Origin of the sequence: Ligilactobacillus agilis (genome assembly GCF_025311475.1) — a bacterium.
Classification (GTDB): Bacteria; Bacillota; Bacilli; order Lactobacillales; family Lactobacillaceae; genus Ligilactobacillus; species Ligilactobacillus agilis.
Genome location: NZ_CP104397.1, coordinates 966,010 through 991,525, shown reverse-complemented (window position 1 = coordinate 991,525; position 25,516 = coordinate 966,010). Strand labels below are relative to the sequence as shown.

General features: G+C 36.0%; 29 protein-coding genes. All 29 read right to left on the bottom strand.

What is annotated here, in order from left to right; translation table 11 throughout:
* Positions 1–15: 15 nt before the first annotated feature.
* Positions 16–2,490 carry an SGNH/GDSL hydrolase family protein gene (locus N4597_RS04970; RefSeq protein WP_260905036.1) on the bottom strand — a complete coding sequence of 825 codons (2,475 nt, stop codon included), beginning with the start codon at positions 2,488–2,490 and terminating at the stop codon, positions 16–18.
* A gap of 50 nt (positions 2,491–2,540) precedes the next feature.
* Positions 2,541–4,652, bottom strand: a complete 2,112-nt coding sequence (locus tag N4597_RS04965) for a phage tail spike protein (RefSeq protein WP_260905033.1) — start codon at positions 4,650–4,652, stop codon at positions 2,541–2,543.
* The gene (locus tag N4597_RS04960; RefSeq protein ID WP_260905031.1) at positions 4,652–5,365 is read right to left on the bottom strand and encodes a distal tail protein Dit; all 714 of its coding nucleotides are present in this window, start codon (positions 5,363–5,365) and stop codon (positions 4,652–4,654) included. The genes N4597_RS04965 and N4597_RS04960 overlap by 1 nt, the downstream gene beginning before the upstream one ends.
* Positions 5,352–9,662, bottom strand: coding sequence for a tape measure protein (locus N4597_RS04955; protein ID WP_260905029.1), 4,311 nt, complete (start codon positions 9,660–9,662; stop codon positions 5,352–5,354). The genes N4597_RS04960 and N4597_RS04955 overlap by 14 nt, the downstream gene beginning before the upstream one ends.
* Before the next feature lie 16 nt (positions 9,663–9,678).
* Positions 9,679–10,290 (bottom strand): bacteriophage Gp15 family protein, encoded by a 612-nt coding sequence (locus tag N4597_RS04950; protein ID WP_260905027.1) that lies wholly within the window; start codon positions 10,288–10,290, stop codon positions 9,679–9,681.
* Positions 10,291–10,292: 2 nt separating this feature from the next.
* Entirely contained in the window at positions 10,293–10,727 is a 435-nt protein-coding gene (locus N4597_RS04945) for a hypothetical protein (protein WP_260905025.1), read from the bottom strand.
* A gap of 47 nt (positions 10,728–10,774) precedes the next feature.
* Positions 10,775–11,281, bottom strand: a complete 507-nt coding sequence (locus N4597_RS04940) for a phage tail tube protein (protein WP_034983055.1) — start codon at positions 11,279–11,281, stop codon at positions 10,775–10,777.
* Between the two features lie 2 nt (positions 11,282–11,283).
* Complete coding sequence (locus N4597_RS04935) at positions 11,284–11,712, bottom strand: minor capsid protein (RefSeq protein WP_260905021.1); 429 nt, start codon at positions 11,710–11,712, stop codon at positions 11,284–11,286.
* Positions 11,672–12,088 carry a minor capsid protein gene (locus N4597_RS04930; RefSeq protein ID WP_260905019.1) on the bottom strand — a complete coding sequence of 139 codons (417 nt, stop codon included), beginning with the start codon at positions 12,086–12,088 and terminating at the stop codon, positions 11,672–11,674. The genes N4597_RS04935 and N4597_RS04930 overlap by 41 nt, the downstream gene beginning before the upstream one ends.
* Positions 12,088–12,435 carry a minor capsid protein gene (locus N4597_RS04925; RefSeq protein ID WP_260905016.1) on the bottom strand — a complete coding sequence of 116 codons (348 nt, stop codon included), beginning with the start codon at positions 12,433–12,435 and terminating at the stop codon, positions 12,088–12,090. The genes N4597_RS04930 and N4597_RS04925 overlap by 1 nt, the downstream gene beginning before the upstream one ends.
* Positions 12,432–12,818 carry a head-tail connector protein gene (locus tag N4597_RS04920; protein ID WP_260905014.1) on the bottom strand — a complete coding sequence of 129 codons (387 nt, stop codon included), beginning with the start codon at positions 12,816–12,818 and terminating at the stop codon, positions 12,432–12,434. Before N4597_RS04920 ends, N4597_RS04925 begins: the two co-directional genes overlap by 4 nt.
* Positions 12,819–12,829: 11 nt before the next feature.
* Complete coding sequence (locus N4597_RS04915) at positions 12,830–13,702, bottom strand: capsid protein (RefSeq protein WP_260905012.1); 873 nt, start codon at positions 13,700–13,702, stop codon at positions 12,830–12,832.
* A 17-nt stretch (positions 13,703–13,719) separates the two neighbouring features.
* Entirely contained in the window at positions 13,720–14,286 is a 567-nt protein-coding gene (locus N4597_RS04910; protein ID WP_260905010.1) for a phage scaffolding protein, read from the bottom strand.
* A gap of 122 nt (positions 14,287–14,408) precedes the next feature.
* A complete protein-coding gene (locus N4597_RS04905; RefSeq protein WP_390892656.1) occupies positions 14,409–14,744 on the bottom strand; it encodes a YjcQ family protein in 336 nt (111 codons plus the stop codon).
* Complete coding sequence (locus tag N4597_RS04900) at positions 14,731–15,012, bottom strand: hypothetical protein (protein ID WP_260905008.1); 282 nt, start codon at positions 15,010–15,012, stop codon at positions 14,731–14,733. The genes N4597_RS04905 and N4597_RS04900 overlap by 14 nt, the downstream gene beginning before the upstream one ends.
* A 5-nt stretch (positions 15,013–15,017) precedes the next feature.
* The gene (locus N4597_RS04895) at positions 15,018–16,664 is read right to left on the bottom strand and encodes a phage minor capsid protein (protein ID WP_260905006.1); all 1,647 of its coding nucleotides are present in this window, start codon (positions 16,662–16,664) and stop codon (positions 15,018–15,020) included.
* 6 nt (positions 16,665–16,670) lie between these two features.
* Entirely contained in the window at positions 16,671–18,212 is a 1,542-nt protein-coding gene (locus N4597_RS04890; RefSeq protein ID WP_260905004.1) for a phage portal protein, read from the bottom strand.
* A 12-nt stretch (positions 18,213–18,224) separates the two neighbouring features.
* Positions 18,225–19,532, bottom strand: coding sequence for a PBSX family phage terminase large subunit (locus N4597_RS04885; RefSeq protein ID WP_260905002.1), 1,308 nt, complete (start codon positions 19,530–19,532; stop codon positions 18,225–18,227).
* Positions 19,525–20,019: a helix-turn-helix domain-containing protein gene (locus tag N4597_RS04880; protein WP_260905000.1), complete on the bottom strand. Its 495-nt coding sequence runs from the start codon at positions 20,017–20,019 to the stop codon at positions 19,525–19,527. The genes N4597_RS04885 and N4597_RS04880 overlap by 8 nt, the downstream gene beginning before the upstream one ends.
* 153 nt (positions 20,020–20,172) lie before the next feature.
* The gene (locus N4597_RS04875) at positions 20,173–20,574 is read right to left on the bottom strand and encodes a hypothetical protein (RefSeq protein WP_204759764.1); all 402 of its coding nucleotides are present in this window, start codon (positions 20,572–20,574) and stop codon (positions 20,173–20,175) included.
* The gene (locus N4597_RS04870; RefSeq protein WP_260904995.1) at positions 20,564–21,205 is read right to left on the bottom strand and encodes a DUF4417 domain-containing protein; all 642 of its coding nucleotides are present in this window, start codon (positions 21,203–21,205) and stop codon (positions 20,564–20,566) included. The genes N4597_RS04875 and N4597_RS04870 overlap by 11 nt, the downstream gene beginning before the upstream one ends.
* A 563-nt stretch (positions 21,206–21,768) precedes the next feature.
* The gene (locus N4597_RS04865) at positions 21,769–22,395 is read right to left on the bottom strand and encodes a hypothetical protein (protein WP_260904993.1); all 627 of its coding nucleotides are present in this window, start codon (positions 22,393–22,395) and stop codon (positions 21,769–21,771) included.
* A 3-nt stretch (positions 22,396–22,398) separates the two neighbouring features.
* On the bottom strand, positions 22,399–22,908 hold the full coding sequence (locus tag N4597_RS04860; RefSeq protein ID WP_260904991.1) for a Panacea domain-containing protein: 510 nt from the start codon (positions 22,906–22,908) through the stop codon (positions 22,399–22,401).
* A gap of 320 nt (positions 22,909–23,228) precedes the next feature.
* Positions 23,229–23,684 carry an ArpU family phage packaging/lysis transcriptional regulator gene (locus N4597_RS04855; RefSeq protein ID WP_260904989.1) on the bottom strand — a complete coding sequence of 152 codons (456 nt, stop codon included), beginning with the start codon at positions 23,682–23,684 and terminating at the stop codon, positions 23,229–23,231.
* Between the two features lie 78 nt (positions 23,685–23,762).
* The gene (locus tag N4597_RS04850) at positions 23,763–23,891 is read right to left on the bottom strand and encodes a hypothetical protein (protein ID WP_260904987.1); all 129 of its coding nucleotides are present in this window, start codon (positions 23,889–23,891) and stop codon (positions 23,763–23,765) included.
* 278 nt (positions 23,892–24,169) lie between these two features.
* The gene (locus tag N4597_RS04845) at positions 24,170–24,628 is read right to left on the bottom strand and encodes a DUF1064 domain-containing protein (RefSeq protein ID WP_260904984.1); all 459 of its coding nucleotides are present in this window, start codon (positions 24,626–24,628) and stop codon (positions 24,170–24,172) included.
* Positions 24,597–24,845, bottom strand: coding sequence for a hypothetical protein (locus tag N4597_RS04840; protein WP_172577015.1), 249 nt, complete (start codon positions 24,843–24,845; stop codon positions 24,597–24,599). Before N4597_RS04840 ends, N4597_RS04845 begins: the two co-directional genes overlap by 32 nt.
* Entirely contained in the window at positions 24,838–25,299 is a 462-nt protein-coding gene (locus N4597_RS04835) for a hypothetical protein (protein WP_094075280.1), read from the bottom strand. The genes N4597_RS04840 and N4597_RS04835 overlap by 8 nt, the downstream gene beginning before the upstream one ends.
* Before the next feature lie 13 nt (positions 25,300–25,312).
* Complete coding sequence (locus N4597_RS04830; protein ID WP_260904981.1) at positions 25,313–25,513, bottom strand: hypothetical protein; 201 nt, start codon at positions 25,511–25,513, stop codon at positions 25,313–25,315.
* Between the last annotated feature and the right edge of the window lie 3 nt (positions 25,514–25,516).

Here is a 25,516-nt window from a genome sequence, read left to right as displayed (position 1 = left end):
ACCCACCGCTTAAACTTATTTTCCTGTCCTAATGTCTTCAGCTACCTTCTTAATCATTGCATAGACCAAATCACCCATTTTTTTATATCCAGAATCTGCTGGATGAGTATTGTCAGCTACTTTCTTAATCGTTGCTGCATTGTATTCGTCAATTTGAACTTCTTCATATTTAAAATCGTTGATAGGATCAACAACTAACCACCACGGCATGTAGTAATAGCCTTTGGTCAAGCATAAGTTAAGAATTTTGTCATTCCATTCTTGACGTCTAGTTTTAATATGCACATTAGCTCCTTTGTATCTAGCAGGAGTAATCGTTGAGCCTAGTACGATTTTTACATTAGGAAATGTCTGCTTAATAGAATCAATCATTTGTTGATAATACTCTAAATCTTTTGCGAACTCAGGGTCTGATGTCACATCATTATAATTTACATCGTTTGTGCCCAAATTAATAAAAACTACGTCCAATTTTGTAATATTATTTTTAGCAGCGTAATATTCAAAACTGAATTTTCCTGACTGATTTAAAAATGGATTATCGTATGTGTTGAAGTTTGTTTTGGTACAATAATATGCTGCACTCCAACCGCCACGTCCTTCATGCTTGTAAGTTTCGCCACGAGTCCCGAGTAAGGTGATAGTGGTATGTGTATCTTTAGCTGCTAATTCTCCAACTCTATCAACATATACATTTGCATTTGTTAAACTATCACCAATAATCAACACATTAACGTTTTGCCCATCTCCGTAAGCATCTGGTAATCCATATTCACGAATGGTAGTCTTTTTAGTGAAAACATCATTGTCATAATGCCAATATGAATTAGGTGACTTTCCTTTTATACCGTAAAATTCATTATTATATTGCAATACTTCGTTTCCTTGGTTAGCTGGTATTACCCAGCCGTTTTCCATGGCATTTCGTTTAATAGTATTGCTGAGGTTATCGTATAAGTATACTTGAACATTTTCAACAGAATTTCTAACCAAATTATCGGAATACAAATACAATGGCAAACTATTCATTTTGTAAATATTTTGGGTCGGAACTAACTCGTAATCACTTTGCGCAGTTGCCAAAAGTGTACTATCTGAATAATCCGACGGCGTTAATGGCAATAAAATTTTGGGTAATACCTCTCCTTTGATTAAGGATGGATACTGCTGGTCGTTATATTGTTTATAAGACATAGACCATCTTAGATAATAAGCTTCCCCCGTATTAAATTTACCATTAGAAGTTGTTTTAGTATAAATTTGTTTGATGAATTTCCCGTTTTCATCATACAAACAGATATAAACTGAATCTAACCCAACTACCTGATAATTCAGATTAGTTGAGTCTTTGGCTATAAAAAGATAGTTGGTATTTGGCCTAACCGGTGTGTAATAATTTGTATAGCACCATCCATTATACTTTTGCACTTCGTTTTTATCATCAATCCACGTATCCATCACAACGTTTTTATTATTTTTTCTTTGCCAAATTACATTTTGATTTTCGTACTTAGAAAAATATTCTTCACGAACGGCATCAATAGCTAGTTCAGATGATAATTTAGTCCAATCGCTCCAATTATTAGCACTATCTTGTGAGCGAACGTACCAATTATTATATATATCGTAAGCTAATTGACTATGCTCGTATTCACCAAAAATACGTGAAGCAAATGTAATTACATTAAATTTTTTATCAGTTGGTGTATTAGCTACAGTCTTTGCAGCAGCTGTTGATACAGACACCATTTTCCCAACCATTAAATTATTTAGGTCTGCTAAATCATCTGTCGAATTAATCGTAATATTTCCTGTATTAAATCCGCTAACACTATACCAATCTGTCCACGCATAATCACGACCAACGTATCGTACAAATACATCATTAGCAATATACATAATCTGTGCATGTGGCTGTTCAGTCACAATTAAAATAGCATTATTAAAGTAATCAGGCCACTGTTTTATTGGGACATGATACGGCAGCTCAGTTGTTCCTGCGTCAAAGTCTAATCTATATACACTATTAATCTCAGCATCATTTAAATCTGGTAAAGCTACCGTATAATTCTTTGCATTAATCGTCACCATATTAGATTTATAACCATGATCAACAATCTTTTGTAAATCATTACTAATGCCAACTGATTGATATACACCGCCATCTTTCCAAAGATCATCAAGTTCTGACCAAAAATACCAGTGCCCCGTATCTTGCACCACAAACACACCTTGTTGACCATTAGGGTACTTTTCTCTAAGCTTTTCTAAAGTGGCAAATGTATCTGTTGGTGACATATCGATATTAAAGCTATCACCTATTGATTGAATGGTTGAGTACAAGAACATTAACATTTGAGCCATCGCCTCACGTGTATCAATCCCGTAAGGTGCTGTTCGAATAGCATCTACAATATCTTGATATGAATGCAAGATATCCTTATCAAAAGAACCACGCTCTTTCCAACGCGAATTTGAGTAATTAGTCATTTTTTATTTTCCTTTCTAAAAAATGTATAAAAAATAGACTTCCAAAAAGTCTATCCACCGGCAACTATTCGTGCCATTTGGTCGTTTCTTACCCACCATGTGGGTGGATAAGCGTCTATATCCTGCTCCATGCACGATTGGCCTGGTGCAGGTTCGTAAATCATTTTTTTGTTATCTAAAGCAAGCGTGATGTGATAACTTGCACCGTGCGAACCGTAAAAGCCCATATCCCCCGCCTGAACTTGCGCGCGGGGTATTTCGTGTCCCATTGATTCAAGTGATGTAGTTACTGCATAATCAGGAATGCCTATGCCTAAGTCCTTGTAAACTTGCGCAACGAAACTTGAGCAGTCCATTCCGCTCATTGGGCTTGAACCAATAGGACGATTCCCGCCCCAAACGTAAGGAACACCTAAATACTTACGTGCTGTATCCTGTAGTTTCTTAGCTCCACCACTGACTTCCTTATTAGGAACGTCTGTATAACGTGGCGAGCCTGATGGACTCCAACCATGAGTACCTGTTATTTGTGATAAGGCATTTGGTATGTTAAAGAATGCCAGTAATTGTTCAAATCCTTTCCAAATGTCTTTATGACCATTTAAAGCGTAATAATTGAATGTTCTAGGTTTAAACTGCAATAGTCCGGACGCTCTACCGTCTGATAGTCCGTCATCTCCACCTAACGCCTTTTCATTTCCGCTTGACTCAAGGTTAATTTGAGCTTTAACTAAATTCACACCACTATCATCAATGTTGACATTCATCAATCGTGCCGCATGCTTGATAACTGGTCCCCAATCTCCATTGACTGGTTCAGTAGGTCCACTGGCCACCGTCTGCCCTGACCCTTGGCGGACTAAAGCATCACGCCTTAGCTGATTGTTTTCTTCAATTAATTTGTTGATGTCATTCTTCAAGGTGCTTATCACAGTTTTATTCTGTCTATTAGCATATTCAAGGTGCTTAATCATATCTTTATCAGCTAAGGCTTGTTTCTGAAGAATTGCATCATAAGAAGTGACATTCAATGACTGTGGTGCCAACGTGATTGAACTACTTGCTAAATCCAACAAGTTAATCGTCATGCTAGCAATTCGTTGATTGAAATCTATTCCTTGAATAATGCTTCTAACTCGAACGTCATCACCGCAATTTAGTGTTACAAATTTTTCTGGGTTTACGTATGCTAAATCGACATATGAAACTTGTAATTGCAAAGAAAAAGCAGAATGATTTTGTACCTCATTCTGCCCCTTTGATAATAAATTTCCAGGATCAGTTACGTCATCCCAGGTCTTTTGTTTAATGATAACTCCAAATTCTTTGACCATTTCTTCATCTCTGATAAATTCATTACCATTATTTACATCTTTGATTGTTATTCTAGGAATCGCGGTATTGGCATCAGTATAATCTCCATTAGGATTATCCCTATCGATGCTCGCGCCTAGGGGTTTTAGAACAGTCCAAAACTCTTCTACGCTTACGTTTCGAGTTAACGATAATAAATTTTTTGCCAAAGTTATTTCCTGTGTAGAATGGCGGCCGAATCTCTGAACGTAATCTAAAAATAACTGCCCATCCTGGTGACGAAGTTTTATTTCCCCACCTAACCTACTAACTAATTTATCTTGGATAGTGTCGTAAGTATCTTTATCATCTTCTGTATACCTATAAACATTATCAGTAGAATTTGTAACATTCACACTCCCTAACGCTATTTTCTTAAAAGAATCAACTTGAGCATTGTGCCTATCTATCAGCTTCTGCAAAAAGTCTTTAGGTGATAAGTTGTGATATTCACCAAACGACTGCATGCTATCATGTAGAAAGCCCTCTAGCCCCTCACATGTAACTTCTTTAGTTAAAACACCCGATTCATCCATACTATCGCTAATATTGATAATTCTCCCTTCAAAAATTAGCTTATCATTTTCGACCGGGCGATATACCTTTACAAATGTGCTGTAGATATTTAAGTCATTATAGTATTTATGATTAGGTAGAATTGAAAATGTAAAAGAATCATACGATGAAATATCCTTAGTTACAGTAGCAGCTAGAAGTCTATTATTGTAACCAACATTAGGACTATTCAAGACAACCTCACCATCATCCCAGTTACTTTTAAAAGTAACTAAATATCCTCCTGCTACCATTAAATTATCCCTTCTATCCAATCAATATCTAAGGTTCCGTTTCCCGAAATTTCAAATGTATTGTCTCCAACGGGTAAGGTAACTACGCTTACCATATCCCTATCAAAGATATAATTCTGATTGTTAATTTTAATCGTCAAATTACCTTTTACACGTAATGTTAAATCACTGTCGATAATTCCACTATTGATTAAACTCCCTTTAAATGGCGCCTCAGCAGTAACCTTATAATGCGTCTCTTGTGCAACATCTAAATCGAAATTGAAAGAATCCCATAAATCATCAAATTGTTCTTTGTATTTAAAAGGCTCGCATTGAAAAGTAACTGTAAGATCTACAAATACTGCATTTTGAGTAAATGCCGGTGCAGCTTGAACTTCTGCCATAAAATACCTGTCCGGCATTGCATCATCATAGAGTTTAGTTTTTTCATTTGTACTCATGAGCCATTCTTCAATTTTTGCCAACTCTGTATGCATTGCATATAAATCAGTAGTTCCAACATATACTCTACACGGATATGTGACTGTTCTTTCTTCAAATACCGCATTACCGTACGCACCACTAAGGTCTACTATTCCCGAGCGATACGGGACTGTCACTGTTACCTTACGCTTTTCCGGCAAGGTTTCTTGTTTCCCCATCAACACTTTCAATCCAAATTCACTTGAGTGATGTCCATTAAAATTAAATCCGTAATCACATGCTTGCATTGACAGCGACTCCTCTCTTGTTAAAAGTTTGTCTCCTAGTTCTAGATGTAGTTCCGTACGCTTCGTAAGCCGGAGCAAAGCTTGAGCCATCTACAACTAGTCGTTTATTCAAGATATCTTCTAACTTTTTATTGATTTTATCAAGTTTATCTGAGTAATCCTTAATTTCAATGCTAGTATTATCTTCCGAAATGTTGCTAATGTTAGCAGTCGGAGCAACCATCGCCCCAGTTTGGATTATCCGATTTAACTTAGCGCTCATACTATTAGGATTTTTAGCAGCTCTGGCCCTAATAGCTTCTACGATATGATTATCAGCAGTACTTCTTGCAGGATTGATAGCAATTTCAGGCTCTCCGTCAATTTCGCCAAAAACGGACGGTTTATCAGCCCAACCACCATTAGCATATCGACGTGAACCCGTGGGCCCCCAACCGCCTAAAGTTAGGTCGCGTCTCCACGTAGAGTCATTAAACATCGCTAAAAGCTGGTCAAATGGCTTCCAAATATTATGGTGTCCAGGCATGGCATAGTGATTAAAAGTCCTGTCAATGAATTGCAAGATCCCTTTTGAAGGGTGGCCAGCTTTGGCGTTAACGTCCCATAAGTTGATTGCTTTGGCGTTACCTCCGGATTCATGCTGAATAACATTCATAATCCGAGCAATGTCACCGCTACTTACATCAACGTGCATCTTAGAGGCTGCTCTTTTAATCAGTGAGGCGCTAACATGTCCATCACCACCAATTTCATCTAACTTATCCTTTAACTTCGTAAGTAAATTCTTGAACCAATTTTCTCCCCAATGAGGAATTAGTTTAGCTCCAGAATCACCAAAGTTATGCCAGAATGATTTAGCGGTATTCTTTCCCCTTGAGTAAATATTAAGCAACGTTCCCAACGGATTCTTTAGAGCGTCCGTGATAGCGTCAATCTTGTCGTCAATCATATCTTCTAATTTGCTGATTTTTGAAGATGCGTAATTCCAAGCTTTACCAAACCAATTACCAAAACCACCTTCGAATCTAGGTATGCCAAACATTTCAGCTGTTTCTTTAGCAGGCATAACTGAATCACCTGGTTGCAACATAGTTAATACATTACGTCCTTCTGGTATTTCGACTTTGCCATTTTGTCTAAAGATTGCTTCTCTATGTAGTGGCCCTTCTTGATCATTTACCATTGCTAGCATTGGCCTAGCCACTGGACCAGAACTACCTTGTTTGAACTTAGGTACTGAAATTTTAGCACCAAAGAAACCAGCTACTTTCTCTAATCCATTAGCACCGGTATTCCAAAAACCGCCTATAGCCTTTACGCCTTTGTGAACAATGTCCTTGATTGTTTCCCAAACTTCCGAAACTTTTTGCTTAATTCCATCCCAAACGTTGTCCCACTTTGATTTAATTTTATCTAAAACTCCTGAAACAGTATCTCTAATATCGTTAAACTTACTTTTAATAACTTTCCAAATTCCACTTAGGATATCTGAAACTTTGTCTAAAATACTAGACCAAATACGTTTAGTAAGTTTCAGAATAGCACTCCAGGCGTCACCAACAATATCAACTATCCTACTGAAAGCTTTGCTTAACGGTTTCCAAATCGCCTCAGCTACATCAAGCACAATATTTTTGATACTATTCCAGGTTTTACTAGTTACTTTAGATATTACAGACCAAGTGCTACTTACTAACTTTTCTATAGCGTTTAAACTTTTGCTTATAGCTTTACTCAATGGTTTCCAAACATCAGAGATTACTTTAGTAATTCCATTCCAAACTTTGACGGTACTTTTATAAATGGATGTCCATGCTGCTTCAATACTTTTTTTAAGACTCTTGACTACTTTCATGACTGGTTTTTCTATCTTTTGCCAGGTCTTTATAATTGCAGCACTTAATAAAACAAATGGAGCAAGCACTACTACCTCAATAGCTTTAGCAGTCTTCTGCAAACCTTTTTTAAGAGAGTCAAATACTTTTAAAATAGGTTTCTTAATTTTGTTGAAAATCTTGCTTATCCCACTAACGGCTTTTTCAAAACCACTAGCTATTCCTTTGCCCATATCAGCCGCTTTTTTGGTTACACTTGTTTTTAGTTCATCAAATACCTTAACTGTATCTTCCTTGATTTTAGTAAAGTTCTTACCAATTGAGCCACCGCCTTTAGCACCGAGCATTCCACCAACAGTAGAGCCCACCAGGCTACCAACACCAGCTCCTATAGCAGTTCCAGCACCAGGAACAATGGAACCGATTGCTCCACCAATCCAAGCTCCAGTAGCACCACCGGCAGCAGTACCGCCAGTTGCTCCAACAGCTCTTCCAATTTTTTCGTTCTTATTATTTTTATTGATACCAATTAATTCAGTACCACCAGCAATTAAAGAACCAACCATTGGAATTCTAGATGCTGTTCTTGCAATGATACCTTTCTCCGCTGCTCTTACTGCTGTTCGTTGACCAACTTGTGCAGCAGTTCTAGCACCATTAGCTATTGTTCTTGGTCCCACTTTCTCAACAGTAGACTTAGCAACCGCCTCAGCTACTTCTTGGCCACCACGCTGAATACCAAATAATTTATCAGCGCCTACACCTATGCCTTTGGCCAGTCCACTTAATCCGCCTAAGCCTATAATATCTTTCAAAACTTTATAGTAGCTTGTTAAAGCAGAGACCATACTCCACGCCCTTTTAGCTACAAATAACCCCATTAAAACCTTTATAAAAGTTCTAAGTTCTTCTTGGTGTTCGATTATTTTAACTAAGATACCATTTATTTCAGATAGTACACTTTGCGCATCATCACCTTTATCGTGCGCTATCCCTAAAGCATCAGCTATCTCACCAATGACTTTTTTAAACGTATCCCATACCGTTTCGCCAATAATAGTCGCAATTTGTTTTAAATTACCTAGAATCGCAATAATTTCACCTTTATTATCATGTATAAAAGTTATTACTGATGCTACGCTAGATAACACAACTGAAAATGCATCACTTAATGCTTGAGCATATACTTTCATCATATCGTCTGAAAGTAGATCCCTAATATTTTCTAAGTTCTTCTTACTCATGTTAAAAGAAGTTTGTGTCACTTCTCCCCAGAGTGTTTGCCATCTAGACTTGATAAACATAGACATCCCTTGAAATGATGTCATGGCTTCCTCGGTACCGGACTTATATTTTTCACCTAAAAAATCAATTGCTTTAGTGAATTCATCAGCCGTTAATTTACCATGTGCAGATAATTCTAGAAGCTGTTTCATTGATTTACCTGTAGCTTCTTGGATGGCTTCACCAAACATAGGGAACCTATTAATCATAACGTTTAAGTCTTCTGCACTAGCTTTGCCGCCGGCCTCAATTTTTGCAAACATCTCAGATGCTTCAGCTAACTGTTCGTTAGTCATATGCATTGTAGATCCTAATGCAATAAATGAATTAGTCCATGATTTAGTTTCTTCAACATTGGAGCGCACATGGTAGAAAGATTGAGCCATTTTGTTAATAGTGTCAGCCGCGTAAATGGAATGCTGTGATAAGTCATTGATAAATTCAACAAGCTTTTTACCATCCTCAGGAGCTTGGGTAGTTAACGCGGTCCAAACAGTCCGCATCGTATCTTGTTCCCTATTATATTCCATACCGGCTTTAGTAGCTTCAGTTAGCCCATTTTTTATCGCTTGAATTCCAGAAACGGCTAAGCCACCTACGAATGAGCCAATCATGATATCTTTCAACCTACTAAAGCTCTCCTTAGTCTCATCGGCTTCTCTACGCAATGAACGTAGCCCAACCGATGCATTATCATTTAACTTTACATGAGTAACAATCTTGGTTGGCACCTTACGTAGTAGTTCTTCATAGTTAATAACTTCACCTTTTTGTGCTGAGGCCAATAACTCTGTTCTAACTTGCTTAGGTAATTTTCTTAAAAGCTTACCGAAGTTATCAATTCCTTGTTCCTTTGCGTCTGCTGTTATCTTAGTAATAACTTCTTTGGGCACTTTACGTAATTTAGTTTCGACTTCCTCAGTCTTACGTTTCAAAGGTGTGTCATCGGCATCAAATTTAGTCTTGATAGGAGTATTAAATTCTTTTTCAATATCATTATGCGTTTGCTTTGCTTTATCCTTGGATTTATCTAAATTATCAGATAAATCTTTTTCTAATTCATTTCCTGCATCTTTTCCGATACTTTTTACAATATCATTAATTTCCTTAGTATCAGAAATGAACTTATCCTTACCACCTAAAACAACATCAATATTAACTGTACTATCTGCTGCCATCTGATTAACCTCCTTTCTAAGACTGAGCTAAAGCTTTCAATGAATCTGCAAAACTGGCCACTTTTGCCTCTTGTGCTTCAACTGTTTTATTTTCGTCAAGTTCGTAATAATTTTGTGCCTCTATTGCACTTGTCAATTCTTTACCTTGTAAGTCACTGACATCTTTTCTACGTATATCTAGGATTTTTCTAAAATACGTATTCTCATCTAGACCATCGAATAGCGCTTTAAACACATCCCAGTGCATCTCCCCTTGCTCTGCAATTAAATCAATATTGTATTGTTGTTTAAAACTTGCATAGATTGCCCCTGCGTCTTGCGTATAAGAGAATAATTTCTGAGTATTAATTTCACTTGAAACTACATTACTTTCAACAGGATCATTACCATAAGCAGACTTAGATATGTAGCCTGTAATTTCATCAATTGCTTTCATAGCAAATTCAGCGTCTTTAGGCTCAAAACCAAAAAACATTTCAAATGCAATTACAATCTTTTCTGCATCTTGGAAAGTATCATCTTCAAGCAAGTCATACATTCTAATCACGTTGTCAAAGCTCAAATCTATTTGATACTCTTTGCCTTGATACGTGTATGAACTTTTTAATGGTTCAGTCAGAGATAACATGACTAACCACGTCTTTTCTTAGTATATTTTTCTGCACGTCTTTCTTTACGATTTTTATTAGTTTTTAATTTATCATTCAAAACATCATCAATTGCAGCAATAATCTTACTGATTGCTCTAGTAGATTGATTGTAGTAATCGTAAATTCGTTTACCTTCACCAGTACCAAAGATTCTATCCATAGCCTTAAAAATATCTTCACGTCCATCATGCATAGTATTAACCACTAATTTTTTACGTTCATCTAGCGACATTTCTTTAAACTTTTCTTCTGGCATGTCAGTTAAATCTTCAATTCGTTTGCTCAATTCAAGTTGAACATCTGAGATTTTAACGGATAATTCATCATTCAAAACTAAAGAATATTCTTTTTCAGCCACTGTAACATCTACTTTAGTATCTAGGTTTAATCGTTCATCTAAATTAATACTTGGCATTTTATTTCCTCCAATCGTCTCACATTACTCGTCTCTGTTTATTTTATTTATAATGTTGGTCCGCCTTGTTCTTTTTTAGCGTCTTCTGCACTAACATATTTAGGCTTCCCATTAAATACAGGAACTACACTAAATGTTTGCTTAGCACCTGGAGCACCACCTGTTGCTTGAATATTGGTTAATGTAACTACACCAACAATGTAAGATCCATCTGGATAAGTGAACTTAAATAAGGTCTTTAAAGAATCTCCAATTTCTAATTGCTTACTTGCAATATAGTCTTGAGCAGGATCTCCATTTAAACGGTGGCCAGCAATAGTGAATTGATATCGCTTGGACGTCACATCAGATGTACCAAAGCCTTCCCCGTCATAATACTCATCATTTGTTGTCGTATCGTTTTCTGCTGGTGTTACATTATTAATACCTGCAGCTAAACGAGCCCACTTAGCACTCTCTAAAGCAGACATATCTTTATTGCCTGCAGTATCAATTTCCATTTTTACTTTATGATTAAGAATAAAAGAACCAATTTTTTCTGGTGCTTCTGCCATAACTAATCACACTCCTTATAAGTATCTACTGTAACTTTAAAATTAAACAAATAAACAACATTACCCTCTGTATCAGCTGACACAATATGAGGGAACGTTGTTACTTCCAATTTATTGAAACTAAAACTGTTATTCTGACTAACTAAATCGAAATCATAATCTGAAATATATTTAGAGATATCCCATAACGTTTGATTAATTAGCTCTTCATCATTACTACGCATTGCAATTTCAAAGATAAATTCTTCTGTCCGATTGCCTGCATAATCTTCATCAACAGTAATTGATGGCAAGTCATATATGCGTAATTCTGGACTTGTTTTATTAGTCATATACGACTGATACAACTTAACCGGCAGATTTACGTTAGCGTTAATGCAGTCTGTCAATCTATCCTTTAGGTCCATGATATTCAACTTCCTTCCCGTCAAGTAAGCCTTGCTTAAATACCTTGGTCCACTCATTAGAATACAAGCTCTTCGCCTTTAAATCCCACCTAGATGTTGCTTGTGGATGCTCACTTGTTGTCCAGTGAGTAATCGGATGTCCGTTAATATAGCCATAGAATTGAGCTTTAGCGTAAGGTGTTGTATAGGTAATATGATTATCTTGCACATGAACTGTCTTTGATAAATGTACATGATCATCTTTTGCATGAACTGACCTTGATAAATTACCTTGCTTAAATGGAACAAAGTCATCCATATCCATTGCCATTTGATTAGTGAAATTGTAAAGCCCACGATTTAAAGCTTGCTCAGAAAAGCGTTCAAAACCTTTACCATGAACTGATACCACTACCGCCATTACAACACCTCCAATTCATAAGAATAAACATCATTACTGTAAGGCTCACGATTATCTACAATATTGGTAATTGTGTATTCCTTACCTTCAAAGATTAACTTATTTCCAACGCTATCCCTATCTAATCTAGGTAACGGATTAGAAATTTTGGCAAACAAAAAGACAATAGCATTAGCCGTAATTCTACGATTGTTGCTATCGCCTGAATAGATTGTTTGTGGTTGTACAAGTACATGTTCTACCTCAACTGCTTCTGTTTTTTGTTTACCGTATTTATCCAATTCCCCAACTGGAATTTTTAAAGTGATACTTTGATTACATAATCTTTTATCAATTCTAGGTATCATCTGTGTACACCTCGATATAATAAGCCATATCTTCCTAATAGATTACATGCTTCTGTACATAGGCCACTCTTCATAGTTGACCCTACATTACCGGCAGGGCTCAAAGATAATCTACCTACTGTGATACTGGTAAATTCATTTTGAGCTAAATCATAACTCTTACTAATACCAGTTGCATGCATAAAATCTACTTGCTCACAGATAGCCATTTTAAACGTTTCTACACGTCTTTTTGACTTATCGACTAATATATCATGAACCTTATAAAAATCGCTTGTGGCTAAATCTATGATACGTTCTGCACCTTTTACAAGGTCATTAAACACATCTTCATCCAGCCTGTAACCAAGCTCAACATATTCATTGTAAGTTAGATAAGCCATTTACATCACCTTTAACCTTTAGCTGTTTCAGCTGCAACATAGATAGATTTCTTAGCATTTTCAAAGACTAATGCGTCATAGTAAGATAATCCTTTAATTGTCCAACGATAACCTGCACGGTCATTGTCTGGAGAAATTACATCTACTGTATCGTATTTAACAATTGGAGCAATCGCGAACGTTGGAACTGCTAAGAAGTTTACTGTATCAGGAATTGTTAAACCTTGAATACGATTTTTAGCAACGGTTAAGATTGGTGTTCCACCGTCTAATTGAGCAACACGACGGTTAATTCCGTTAATTTGTTGTTGGTTAACTGAGAACGTCTTAGATACACCATCAGCATTCTTTAATGCTTTGTAGTACTTAGTAGAAACAAACATTAACCAACCACCAGGAATTTGATTATCAATCATGTAGGATTCTACTTCATCATATGCTGCTAAAGCATTCTTAGAATCAATTGTATCTGTTACTAACTTGCCGCCAGACTTAGCTGTATCATAAATCTTTTGTGCTAGGAACTTATCACGGTGTGGAATTGTGATACGTTGGTTATGTTCACGAACAACATTAGCTACTGTGTAAGCTCCGTTTTCGGACATATCCAATTGATCTAGGTCATATCCAATCCAATCTTCTTGTGTCAATTCAAGAGTTTCTTTTGTAACGTTAACATTGTTACGTGCGTTGTCTTGGTTACGTTTATATTTTGTTGCGTCTGCAAAACCATCCATCTTGTTAATACGAACTGTCTTAACCCCTGTAAAGTCTGCAGCTGTGATAGACTTAGCGCCACCTTGCAGTGGTTGCCAGAGTTGAGAATCTGCTCCAAACTCTTCATCAATCTTCAATAAATCTTTTTGATCTAAAACTACTGTCATTTGATATCATATCCTTTCTAAATTGATTTCATACGTGCTGCAATGCTAGAAACTACTGGATCAACTTTACCATCAGTTCCATTTTCACCATTGTTAAAGGCACCGCCGATATTAATCCTTGGTTCTGGCTTACCTTCATCAAATAAGTAACTGTCGCTTTGTTGAATAGCTTTAATTTGCTCATCTAACCCTTTCAAGTTATCTCCATCAACAGTTACTTTTTCAGTATCAATGAATGGTAAAACTGCCTTTACGTTCCTAGCTTTTGCTTCACGTAATGCTGTTTCGATTCTAAAGTTCTTAGTTTGAGTGGCTAACTTATTTTGCCAATCTTCATTGACTTTTTGATTATCTGCTTGTAGTTGTTTGATTTTCTCGTTTAAATCATCAACATTTTTAGAATTCTTTTGTAAATCGACTAACTGTTGATCTCGTTCATCAAGTTGTGACTTCAATCCATCACGTTCGTTAGTTAATCCATTTACTTTTTCTTGTAAGCTAGTAATATCCTTACCATGAGCAGACATTACACCTTCAATTTGTTCATCACTCAAGCCTAATTTCTTTAAATCTTCACGTTTCATGTCAATCTCTCCTATCGTTTTTATTTTACGTGGAACGCTCCACGCTGATTGATTGCATACAAAAAAGCAGTTTTACGACGTGCTCAGGTCGAAACAAAAAAGCACCAGCGAATGCTAGTGCCTTAAAGCGGATTAACATTACCTACAATATCGGATAAACCTTTGATAGAACGTTTGACTTTTGCAATCGTACTATTTTCATGCAAATAAGCAATTCCCTTAGGGCTTATCATAATATCTTGTGTGATATTTAATCCATTCATATCTTCGTAAGTTGAGTCCTTCATTAAGTACCCATCATTAACTAAATTAATCAAAATATATTGAAAGTATCTTGCATTGATTCCTAGGTATTCGGGTGTTATCTTGCTCAAATCAACCTGTTGATCACTCTTCAAACAATTGTACAAATACATCATCAATCGGTACATTACAACAAAATAGTCATTTTTCGCCAAACGGAACACCTTCCCTATCAGCATAGTCCCATGCCTCTTCAAAGCGCAAACCATCTTTAGTTAGCTCACCTTTTTCCGGGTCGATTTCGTCCATAATGACATCAGCCGTTCCATCAAAAATGATGTCGTATTCCGCTTGAGTTACCGTTTCAACATAAACCTCATCATTAACAATATGTGCTGTATCCTTTAATAGCTTATAAAACTTTGGAAATCTATTCTTAATCCAAAAATAGTCTCTTTTTCTAAATTTTAACGGTCTCCCCATGACTATCAACCCTTTCTTGGCACTAACGTAACTATTTTTCCTTTATCGTTAACTACAACATATCCATGAACGGTATGGAATGTTGTAGAAAGGCGTTCATCATTACGTTTGACACGACCTTCAGTAAACATTTCCTTCATTTCATGAATTGAAACACCAATTCGACGCTTACCATGTGGATCTTTACGGACGCCAAAGATCCGGTCAAATGTGTGGTCTGAATACGACCTAATTACTTGACCTGTTGAGGTTGTCATACCAACAATTTCTTCGTCTAACCGCTTTTTAGCGTGAATGTAATCCGTATAGCTAACCACAGGTTCCACTGTGTGCTGCTTACGTGCGTTAACATAAGCATGCATCGCCTGCCCTGTATCTTCATTATACAACAACTGTTGGTATTCTTGGGCTGTTTTTGGGAACCCATGAGGACCGTACTTCTTTTTCAACGCGGCTAATTCTTTTGCACGATGTTGGTTAATATAGTTAATATGTCTAGCGTCCGTTCCAACTACGCTTTCCCGATTGTAATCACGGGTCAAAATTGGCACATTACTATTAGCGTTAGTTGCCTTAATAAACTCCCGTAGCTTAGATTGACGTGCTCTAAGCAACGTCTTAGTTTGGTTGACCCTGTCAATATCACCAAGCTCTTCTGCAGCTTTCAAACGCTTCTTGGCATCTCTGATTGAGCGTTCATAGTAGCGTTGCTTTTGACGCAAATTACCGTTCCTAATTGCTTCTTTAGGGTTATACTGGGTCATGTTATTAACATTGACGCCTGGAGTAAACGGAAATAATTTGTGTCTGCAGTTAATTCCCAATGTTCCAGCAGGCTCACCGTAGCCATGATTATAGATTGAATCATACTTGTCATTGTAATTAGGATCATCAGTTGGAACTATATTGACTACCTTACCTTGAATATAAGCACATGCTTCACGACTGTTAGGATGACTAGACATCAAACACAAGACTTGGCCAAACTCTTGCATTCGTTTAGTTCGTAAATCATTGTAAGTCCTATTAGCTGTTGTCGTAAGTACCATACGTGTATAACCTTCAAGAGACCATGCACGTCCAGACTTATCTCTCATAACTTCGATACCTTTATCTAATTGTTGGTAAATAGCATCTTTGACTGCTCTGTCATGAGTTTTAAGTCCAGTTACAGTTTCAATCGTTGAGCGTTTTAAGATTTCCTGGTAAGTACGCATAACAGGATTAACACCATAATTACGACTAAGCAGAGTTTGATTAATCGTATTGTTTAAAGTATCTGTTGTTTGTCTAACCATTGAATCAAGCATGTTGAAACTCTCATCACTGATGGGCTGACTCTTTTGCCCACTATAGTTTAACTCTTGACTAACTTCATCTAATATCTCATAGCCATCTTGTTTTAAGATAGTTTCAATTTCACTAGGTGAGATACCGTCAAAGTCTGCCATTAAATCAATTACTCTCTTGGTTAATGCTCCCATTTGTGATAACTGCTGTGCTTGCCACTGAACAACATTATCTTGTGTTACATTCTCATAGTGCCCACGTTGTAACACTTTGATAATTTCAGTAAATATCAGGTCTTCTAAATTAGAATAGAGATTAGCAATGTTATTTGTATCTTGGTCTAGTTTCTGTTTTGAATCCATAAACAACTACACCTCGTTGCTATCTCCATCTATTGGCTCTTGAAATGCCCCTTGAGAAAAGTCTGGTTGTTCATTGTTAACTTGAGCTAACCATTTTTGAGCATTCTCTTCACTCAAACCAAAATTACGCTTTAAATATTCAAGCTTTGGCATAATTCCTGCAGCAACTAACTGCATCTCATCAGCACGTTGCTTGTCTTTATCAATAAACACACCATCATCAAAATGTACGGATAATTCAACATCTTCTACATTACCAGTCCATCTAGGCTTACCGTCAGAAAAGAACTGTCCTACACTAGCTATTTCAAGAATTGCATTAACTAACTGATTTAAAAATAATTCTACTTGAGTAAGATAACTAGAACGTGTTTGATAAGTTGCAGAATTCTCACTGACAACTTCAGTAGCTGTTTTAACCCCTTGACTGTCATAAGAGAATGTACCAGAACTAAAACCAATCTGTTGCTCAAACTCACGTAAGAAATAATCAATAGACTCTTTAAATTGAGTTGAACGAATATCAGAAGTTAAGTCCGTTACACTCAGCTTGTCTGTATCTCCATACATTCCTTGATAAACGTCTTCGTCTTTATCAAATAGAACTGGATGAGCGTCATCTACTTCATCTCCGTATAAATTGCCAGTAGGTTTCAACATTTCAGCAGGAACTGCAATTCTACGTTTTCCCATCCTGACTTCATGTACAAACATATCATGAGTTCGATTGATAGCGTCTATTACATTTCTTGAATTATCTACAATACCAACGCCAAGTGGACTATCCAAGTTCTTATTATTAGCTCCTGGTGTTCTGAAATATGCAAATAACGGTTTAGTAATAACATCAGTAAAGGTTAATTCTGGTGCTAAATTAGGATATAAAGTTTCAAGCGCTACTTGTTCTCCAATTACATCTGATTGATAAGAGCGGTATAACTCGTTTGTTATGTGATAAGTCTTAGCATCGTCCCATTCATGGAATTCAAGCAACGTATAATAAACATTTCTATCATTCTCAGTTCTAACTGTTCGACTTGCAAAAGCACATTCAGAGATATCATCAGTGTTATTACGTAATGGATAGAATTGGTCTGCATTAGCCCAAGCTATTCTAATAACATCATTATCATCAACATAGGGTCTAGCAGCTAAACCTCCTAAAGAAATAGCAGTTTCTAAGCGTTGCTCAAATCTCATATTAAACTTATTATCTTGAATTACTTTATTGATGAACTCGTTTGTTGCTTCATCTTCTAATGATAAGGAACATTGCTCATTAAAGATAATTGACGCTAATTTCTTAGATGCTAACTTAGTCACGTTTAGAGAACTCAACGGACGTTTTCTGTATTCGCCGTATGAATTACGATACTTAACTTTTGGTAAATCATCCTTGTAATACAACTTGGCCAACTTTATTCGTTCGTACTCCATTGGATCGATTGAAACTCTATCATCATCTGTAATGTTAGTTAAACTCTTTACCATTCCTAACTTGGCACCTCCTTTCCTAAACAAATCTTTTATTTGTTGAATTAATGACATCACTCCACCACCTTAATATTTCAGACCTAGCAAGCGTTCATTATCTCGCACAAAGTACTGAAATTGGTCGCATGTATGGTCTTCTTCTTTGATAACTTTAGGATCGTCACTATTTAAAGTTTTTTCATCCCACCTGTAATTTCTATGTTCTTCAATAAAAATCTTATTTGACTCAGTATCTAGATAATAAAAACGACCCTGAGCAACTATATTTTGCACACGGTCTATCATGTCTACTTTTTTCAATTTTGCTACCTTATGAAGATGTACTCCGTAATCATTGTAGAACTGATTATCTAAAGCTCCTTCAGCAGAATCTATTGTTAATTTAGTTGCCGGCTTTTTGAATTGTTTGGCCAACTTATTGATGAATGAATACAAGTCTTTAGATAACTCACTAGGCGGCTTTTTATGAGCCTTGCCTTGTGGACTGTAATAATAAGTATCCAATAAAATTACATTACCTTTTCTAGTCAATCCATAAGCACCAAATGTAGTAGCAGATACTTCATGACCAGAGTCAATAGCACAGAACCATTTTGTAATGTAATCATCACTTGGCAATTCTTTTAATGCTTTGAAATTATCCATATTGTAGATATTAGTACCAAGTCCAATAACTTCACCCAGATACAACCAACGATAATAGTCATAATCATTATTCTTATAACTCTCAATCAACTTTAATTGCTGCTCTGTTGTGAATCCTAATTCATCATCTAAGTAAGTGCTCGTATCAACCAAATATTCTGGGTCTTCTTCTCTAGCAGTTACCCAGTCATTAATCCACTCATAAGGATTACGTGGTGGATTGTATGAGAAATAAACTTTTACATCATCAACATAATCTGGCTTTTGTCTAATAAAAGAAGGTATAGATTGATCAAACACATCTACACCTTTCATATTTGCTGCTTCTTCAAACCAAACAGCAATAATATTATCTACCTTGTTAGATTTAAGCTTATGTGGATTATCAGCACCATAGAAATAAAACGTACTGCCTGTTAACTTATGTGTAATTCTTAATGGTGATTTGTAGTAATTGTACTCATCACTTAAATTAAGAATGTCTAAAGCCCACATAATTTGACTGTAAACTGTATCATGTAAATCTGACTTGTTGGCCAGAATGCACACAACATTTACTTTTTTGCGCAACTGCGTCCACTTCTTAACTGATGTAACTAACTTCAAACTAATAACAGATGATTTAAATGAACCACGGCCACCTTTAGCAATGATATATGATTTTTTAGTAGTCCATAATTTGTAGAAGTGTGGATTAACCATCTCAGTCATTTTAATAACCTTACTCATCTTCTGCATCCCCTATATCATCAACTAAAACAGTAGAATCATCTGCCTTGTTTTTGCCAGTAAGTTCATCAGCCTTCCAACGCGCGATATCTGCTTCTGCGTCTGCTTTACGTACCTTAGCATTATCTAGCTCTGGTGTGCTGTTATCAGACATCATACCTGACATTTTTAGAATAGTAATTGCAGACTGCAATTGTACCATTTCTGATTTAGCATTAATCATCAAGTAATACAAACGTTTCATTGCATCTGGGACATACTTCCTCTTAGCTGTTATTTTTATATACTGTTCTTTAGCTGCTATGATTAGATCATCATTTTTCCAATTTCTAACAGTTCGTGCTGTTCTATCTACAATTTTTCCAAGCTCTTCATCTGTTAAATCTTCCTCAATCATTGCTATTACAGCTCTTTGACGTCTTCCATCTAATTCAAAAAAAGGGCCAATACCGGAAATTTTTGGAAATTTCTTACTACTTTTCTTCACACCATATCACCCACCTCCATTCAATTTTTAAGCACAAAAAAAGCACCCAATCTCTTGGATGCTTATAGTAATATGAAGGCGGGTAAGAATTGCACTTACATCTACCAATCAACTAAATGATTGTTGTTTTCCCCTTGTTAAACTACTTCGCCTTCATTTTTCTCTATTATACCATGCAAATAATACTTTATGCATTATTTTTCTTTGCCTCTTATTTAATGAATATACTTTTGCGTCAACATGATTAGTCCCAATATGAATATGAGGAGTTTCTATTTTTTTACCATTCTTATAGTGTCCTTTCCCACTAACGTCTATTTGCCAAGCTAACTTTCCATTTTGTGTATATCCTGTAATAAATTTAACTTTTTCTTGATTGTTAACAGTTGCATATATTCTTTTTTTATCAGCAGACATAGTTTCTAATGGAGAAGTAGTACTCCCAAAATTATACTTAACAAATTTTATGTTATCCTTTTTTAACACTGAATGATATTCAGTTCCATACTTTCTTCCTTTATCACTTATACCAGATGCTGCACCTCTACCGCCCATTACCTAACCTCTTTAATCTACTAATATTTTTATTTTCATAATATTTAGTAATTATGTTTTTAGGAAATTGATAATCTACTTTGCCACCGTAAATCATTAGCTTTTTTGGTCTGCAACGCTTTATCATCTCATTTACTCCAAATTGCCACACTTTATATTTACTTTGATTTTGTTTAACTCCTATTGTACTAATTGCTAAAGTACTTTCTTGTGGTAAGCCATCAAAACAAAAATCAAAAGTTGTTTCATCTGCCCATGATACAGTTGGAATTACAATTATTCCTGCTTTCTGCATTAATTGACCAATTAATCTTGAACGATATGTATTCCAAATCATCATCGCCTTAGGCATATCAGTATATAAGCTGAAATCAGGAGTCAGCACACAGTCAAACTTACTTAACATGTTTATGTAGGTCTGTGGACTACGCCATAACCTTTCAAATTGATAATCATCTAGAAAAAAATGAATACCTGCTTCGTATTTTTTAGATGATCCGGCGTAGTTGAAACCTAATAAACCCTTTGGAACATGCTCCACCTTACGTAGTACCGGCATATCATAAATGCCGACAACTTCAAATGAATCGTAAATATCTAAATTATATTGGCGATTTGTTTCTTTACTCAAGCAACTCTACCTCCATCTAATAAAAAGAAGCCTAGCAATATAGCTAGACTTGAAATACTATTAGCAAAAGCAAGCCGGTGGATTTGCACCACGCGAGTTTTCTAACCCAGCCACCCGATGCGTTTAAGCTGGAGCTTGCATAATGCCACTATAGGGCAGTGGCCACCCGCATACATCATGACGTGCTCACATTATGCTCTATTCTCAAAGGAGGGACATCATTCATGGCGGAATGATTTCATTACGAAAAACCAACATTTTCGTGCTATCGCACACTAACATAATAGCACGTAAAACGTTCACTTAGTCTACACTGTTTCTACACTCGTTCTACACTTTTTTACTAAATTAAACTTTTGTTCCATTTACATATATAAAAAAAGACGATATACTGAAATTGCGTCTATCAGTATATCGTCTTGTTCCTAGTCGTTCCCTAGGAACTTTTTTATTTTGTTAATTAACTTTCTTTTGAAATTTTATCCAATCAAAACAAGAATTAATCCAGCTACTATTAACACAACTGATACAGATATAATGCACCCTGTAAAACATTTATCAAATTAGTACTTTGAATCTTTATTAAATACTTTTCCCATTCCAATAAACAAAGTCATTATTACTAAGTAAATAAGTATTAGGTAAATTCCACCAACTATTAATACATAACCTACATTCCCTATAGTTGGATTATCTATATTCTTTAATATATTACCAAACACTTGCACTGAACCCATTAAAGCAAAGGACAGGGCTGTAAAAACACCAAGTATTCCGACAAACTCAGAATATATTCGAGTTACTCTTGATTTCGCATTATCAACTTCGGTAGAAACATCTTTAGTAATATCATCAATATACTGTCTTTGTAAGCAACTTAAGACTATATGTCGCTCGAAGTGTTGTAAATTATCCTTATCCTTTTCATTCAACTTCATAGAATCTAAATAACCCTCAAAATTGAAACTGCTAATACTGTCATTAGAGTTAATCCCACAAAATATTTCTAATTTTTCTAAGTTTTCGGGACTCAAACTGTATATAACTTTACTTATCGCTGAGTAATTCTTACAAATATGTTCTCTTTTCGAGAGATCATAAAGGAAACTTTCTAATTTTTCACTTTTTTCACCATCGTAAAAACTGACAAACAAGTCAATTATGTCATGAATTAAGCTCTTGTGGTTCAAAATCTACACACCTAACACTTCCTGATTAGCTTTGAAACAATCTTTTATTTCTTCGTTGGTATAATCCTCAGCAGTACGACTCCTTATCTTATCTTCATAATTTTTCCAACTTGGATCATCATGCGTTAATCGAACCAATTGCCATGGTTCCTTTTTTATTATTTGTTCTACGATTTCTTTTATCTTATTTAGCAAGTTATCTGACATGCTAATTTCTTCGCAATAAAATTCAATTTTTCCACTATCCATACGCAACTGAGTACTTTTCGAATTTATTGGTGATGCCCCGAAATATTTAAATTCTTGATAAACTTCTTCTTCCACCGGTCCGTATTGCCACTTAGAAAAATTTCCATCTATTAGAGGAGAATTATATTCGGCTAAACAATACCCCTGTAAAAAGAATAGCACTTTTTGGAGTTTCAAATTCGTAACTGGATTTTCTTTTTCATTAGCAACTTCAATTATAAAATTAGCCACAGCTATGGGACTTTGTAATTCAATTTTTTCCATCGTTATCCACTCCTTTCAATAAAATTATATCACATGTTGTTAAGTAATATGCCTTGACACTATTTAGTTGTCAGCATCATATTTAGCGACAATGGCTTAAATCACCTACAAAAAAACCTTCCGTCTTCAGAACGTATCTGCCACCTAATTGTGGAACGGAAGGGATTGATCTCTATATGTACATTATAGGATATACTTTTATACGCGTCAACATAGTTACATTTTAGTCAAAGCACAATATATTGTATTTTGATAATTCAATTTAGCACTAAAATAATATACAAATTATGCGCAATACTATATATAGTGTTAAAATTTTTTTACTTAACGTATACATGCAAGTCAGGACAATTAACCTTCATCTCTAAACCGTCAGCAAACTCATTTAACGCTCTCTTCTTCACTTGATAATATCTAGTGTTTTCAAAATGAAGCTTCGCCATCGCATCGACTGCTGAAATTCTACCAAATACATTGTCCAGGACGACTTTTAATTCAAACGAACCTTTGTCATAGGTTTGACTAACGCCGTCAACAATTGATTTAGCATACAGATATTTCACTAGTTTCTCCTCGTTGCTATTGCCAACACTTCCACCGCCAGGCATGCCGCTTAAACTTGGACTTTGCAGATGATCTGGACTTGCTTGCTGACACATCCTATGTAGTCTTGGATAGTATCGTCCGTCCGTTAAGAATTGCGACACGTTATCGGCCGTTCTATCATAATCTATAATCTTCATTCCGGGTATTGTTAATTCTTCCAAGCCCAGCACGCTCCCTTTATGATATAATAAATTGTTGATATATTTGAGAACATGCCGAGGCTGCTAGTCGTTGCCTTGGCTTTTTTGTTAGGCTTCTACACTTACTTTTCTAACTTCTAATTCCGCTAACTGCTCAGCCTCTTCCCAATTCGTAGCTTTAATTAGCAGATTAGTCCAAATTCCGTTAAGCTCAACGTAAACTAAGTAATCTTTCACTTTCTCTTCCCTCTCCAAAATTTGTAATAGGCCCAGCAGCCTAAGCCAACCACCGCAGCTATAAACGCTAAAGCGTCTTTAAACATTTCAAACATAATCCGTAAGGTTATATATTCGTCAATCATCTCTACACTCCAATTCAACTTTCCTTGTGTACTTTCTTTTATGCGTTCTTCTCAGACTCTTAGAGCGTTTTTTACGGCCAGTCTTACGATTCAACTCGGCTATAATTTTGAGCTCGTAACCGCAACTTACTAGGCCGTAATCTTTATCAATTTTCATCCAATCAACTCGCTATACTCATAGTCAATGTTGGTTTTTACTTGAGTTTCAATTTTCTTAGTAGTTCCTAGCACGCCTACTCTGAAATCGTGCTTACGGAGCACTACAACTTCAACTGGCACATGATATCTCTGAGCGACTAGCTTGAATTTTAGTTGACTCTTGTCATCTATCGCATAACTGTTAAAGCCGTTTTTAACGTCATAGACGTGTTTTATTAGGCCACCGTCTAGAACTACGAAGTCCGCTTTATAACTCACAGAGCGTACGTTATGCGAGCCCAGCGGGAATTTATCGACTAGCACTAGATTCTTTTGCACTTCAAACTCATAACCGCTGTTTTTGATATAACGCAGGTAGAAGTCCAGCTCCTTTTGTGAGTCAAACTTGTAACCATCCACGGTTGATTTCTTGCCGAAGTGGCTAGCGCTCGTTACCTTCCGCCTTGCTGTCATCGCTTGCCTCCTTGTATTCTTTTTCAACTAATATAACCGCCTTTTGTGCTTTGACACTTGTCCTTGCTATCCAATCTAATAAATCATCAAAGGCATTGCGCTTGTCAACGTCTTCTTTTTGGACCATGTAAGATAAGTTTAAAGCCTTATCTTGCATTCGTACTATAGCTAGCGTTGTAATTTGCAGCTGCTTCTTTAGCTTCTCTTCGTTAGTCATCGTATTTCACCTCTTCTAAGCAATGGTCGAAATCAATTCCTCTGAAGCGACCGTCATGCCTCATCTTTTTAATTTCCAATTCATCAAAGATAGTTTGAGTATCATCTCGTTCTTCTAAATCGCCAAGGAAAATGTTATCTGATTGTACATTCAAGTAACCATTATTCCCAGGTAACACATGAACATAATTTAGCTTTTGCTCAACAATGAATTCACGGGCTGTAATTGCACTAATTATTTTTAACTTGCTTAAAACATGAAGAGTTCCGGCATGTAATATCTGCTTCATAAGCTCTACAGTTGCTTCGTCATATTCATAATTTATTCCTGAAGAAATGCTATTAAGATATTGATACTCACTAGGGCTCAACTTGTAATATGTTTCCTCAATAGTCTTTTTTGAAACCTTGCATTCTATAAGCTTTCCATATAAAACTGCATAATACTTAATCACCGTTATCCCTCCATTAATCATCTAAGTACGCCACGTGGATTACTTGGTCCAGATTCACCACACCGCTTGGCTTACCGCTCGCTTCATAATCTTCGATAAACCGGTCATTTCTGTTCCGTTTTGTAAGTCCATAACAATCACTTTTTTTGATGTAAGTAACGGTATTTACATTGCTGTTCATAAACGATAAACGTACTTTTGCTAACTCGTCCATTTT

Coding starts and splice junctions, on each gene's coding strand:
- N4597_RS04970 (WP_260905036.1), bottom strand. CDS start 2,490: ATGACTAATTACTCAAATTCGCGTTGGAAAGAGCGTGGTTCTTTTGAT.
- N4597_RS04965 (WP_260905033.1), bottom strand. CDS start 4,652: ATGGTAGCAGGAGGATATTTAGTTACTTTTAAAAGTAACTGGGATGAT.
- N4597_RS04960 (WP_260905031.1), bottom strand. CDS start 5,365: ATGCAAGCATGTGATTACGGATTTAATTTTAATGGACATCACTCAAGT.
- N4597_RS04955 (WP_260905029.1), bottom strand. CDS start 9,662: ATGGCAGCAGATAGTACAGTTAATATTGATGTTGTTTTAGGTGGTAAG.
- N4597_RS04950 (WP_260905027.1), bottom strand. CDS start 10,290: ATGTTATCTCTGACTGAACCATTAAAAAGTTCATACACGTATCAAGGC.
- N4597_RS04945 (WP_260905025.1), bottom strand. CDS start 10,727: ATGCCAAGTATTAATTTAGATGAACGATTAAACCTAGATACTAAAGTA.
- N4597_RS04940 (WP_034983055.1), bottom strand. CDS start 11,281: ATGGCAGAAGCACCAGAAAAAATTGGTTCTTTTATTCTTAATCATAAA.
- N4597_RS04930 (WP_260905019.1), bottom strand. CDS start 12,088: ATGGCGGTAGTGGTATCAGTTCATGGTAAAGGTTTTGAACGCTTTTCT.
- N4597_RS04925 (WP_260905016.1), bottom strand. CDS start 12,435: ATGATACCTAGAATTGATAAAAGATTATGTAATCAAAGTATCACTTTA.
- N4597_RS04920 (WP_260905014.1), bottom strand. CDS start 12,818: ATGGCTTATCTAACTTACAATGAATATGTTGAGCTTGGTTACAGGCTG.
- N4597_RS04915 (WP_260905012.1), bottom strand. CDS start 13,702: ATGACAGTAGTTTTAGATCAAAAAGATTTATTGAAGATTGATGAAGAG.
- N4597_RS04910 (WP_260905010.1), bottom strand. CDS start 14,286: ATGAAACGTGAAGATTTAAAGAAATTAGGCTTGAGTGATGAACAAATT.
- N4597_RS04900 (WP_260905008.1), bottom strand. CDS start 15,012: ATGGGGAGACCGTTAAAATTTAGAAAAAGAGACTATTTTTGGATTAAG.
- N4597_RS04895 (WP_260905006.1), bottom strand. CDS start 16,664: ATGGATTCAAAACAGAAACTAGACCAAGATACAAATAACATTGCTAAT.
- N4597_RS04890 (WP_260905004.1), bottom strand. CDS start 18,212: ATGTCATTAATTCAACAAATAAAAGATTTGTTTAGGAAAGGAGGTGCC.
- N4597_RS04885 (WP_260905002.1), bottom strand. CDS start 19,532: ATGAGTAAGGTTATTAAAATGACTGAGATGGTTAATCCACACTTCTAC.
- N4597_RS04875 (WP_204759764.1), bottom strand. CDS start 20,574: ATGGGCGGTAGAGGTGCAGCATCTGGTATAAGTGATAAAGGAAGAAAG.
- N4597_RS04860 (WP_260904991.1), bottom strand. CDS start 22,908: ATGGAAAAAATTGAATTACAAAGTCCCATAGCTGTGGCTAATTTTATA.
- N4597_RS04845 (WP_260904984.1), bottom strand. CDS start 24,628: ATGACAGCAAGGCGGAAGGTAACGAGCGCTAGCCACTTCGGCAAGAAA.
- N4597_RS04840 (WP_172577015.1), bottom strand. CDS start 24,845: ATGACTAACGAAGAGAAGCTAAAGAAGCAGCTGCAAATTACAACGCTA.
- N4597_RS04830 (WP_260904981.1), bottom strand. CDS start 25,513: ATGGACGAGTTAGCAAAAGTACGTTTATCGTTTATGAACAGCAATGTA.